This window comes from Corynebacterium sp. MSK073 (assembly GCF_030232085.1).
Lineage (GTDB): Bacteria > Actinomycetota > Actinomycetes > Mycobacteriales > Mycobacteriaceae > Corynebacterium.
Window position 1 is genome coordinate 1 of the sequence record NZ_JASPIY010000040.1, and the last position, 998, is coordinate 998.

Consider the following 998-nt stretch of genomic DNA (forward strand, 5'->3'; position numbering starts at 1 on the left):
GCGGTGTCCTCGTTAGCGGCTGTGTAGACCTCACGCAGTGCGCGGGAGACTGCTTTACGGTCCTGGTAGGACACCCACCGGTTCGCAGCCCGAATCAGGTGCACAATACAGGTCTGCACCATAGAATTCGGCCAGGTTGTCTCCACAGCCTCCGGCAGGCCTTTTAAGCCCGTCGCAGCACACGATGAACACGTCTTGGACACCGCGGTTGGCCAGATCCGCACACACCGATGCCCAGAATGCGGCTCCTTCACTGTCCGCGATCCACAATCCCAGGATGTGCTTGATGCCGTCCATGTCGACACCAACCGCCATGTAGCAAGCCTTGTTGACCACGCGGTGGCCGTCACGGATCTTGACGCGTAGCGCGTCGAGGAAGAGCACCGGGTAAAAATCGTCGAGCTGGCGGTTTTGCCAGATCATGACCTCGTCCAAGACCGCATCGGTAATGGTGCTGATCGTATCCGGGCTCATATCCACACCAAGAGTGGTTGCGAGATGGTGGCAAATATCGCGCACGGTCATCCCACCGGCGTACAGCGAGATAATCATGTCGTCGAGCTCTGTGAGCCGACGTGCACCCTTGGGCACCATCCGAGGAGTAAACGTGCCGGCACGATCCCTGGGCACGGTCACTTCCACCGCGCCGTAGCCAGAATTGACGGTCTTGGTGTAGGACCCGTTACGGTGATTGCTGCTCTGTGCGGTATCCACCTGCGCTTTGGCCTTGCGGTCGCAATGGCTATAGCCCAAATGCGCATCCATCTCCGCTTTAAGACCAGCGTTGATCGATGCCTGCAGCAGGCCTTTGACCAGCTCGCTTGCATCATCAGCAGAAGTCGACAGCTCGCTGATCAAGCTGGCGATTTCAGGATTTTCCATCAGCTTCTCGCTGATCTCGTTGACCCTCGCCGGGTCATGGTTTTTCTTCGGTGACACCGTAGTCATTATCGGTGAAACTCCTTCTAGATCAGAGCCTCACACACAAACTTCCTGAC

General features: G+C 57.4%; 2 protein-coding genes. Both read right to left on the reverse strand.

Features of this window, described 5'->3' with window-relative positions; translation table 11 throughout:
• The coding region (locus tag QP970_RS11795; protein WP_502870069.1) for a hypothetical protein at positions 1-104 on the reverse strand (104 nt) is incomplete at its 3' end.
• Positions 55-948, reverse strand: a complete 894-nt coding sequence (locus tag QP970_RS11580) for an IS256 family transposase (protein ID WP_502870068.1) — start codon at positions 946-948, stop codon at positions 55-57. The genes QP970_RS11580 and QP970_RS11795, both read right to left, overlap by 50 nt.
• Positions 949-998 lie beyond the last annotated feature (50 nt).

Bases quoted from the DNA above. Each gene is read 5' to 3' on its own strand.
- QP970_RS11580 (WP_502870068.1), bottom strand. From the start codon at position 948: ATGACTACGGTGTCACCGAAGAAAAACCATGACCCGGCGAGGGTCAAC.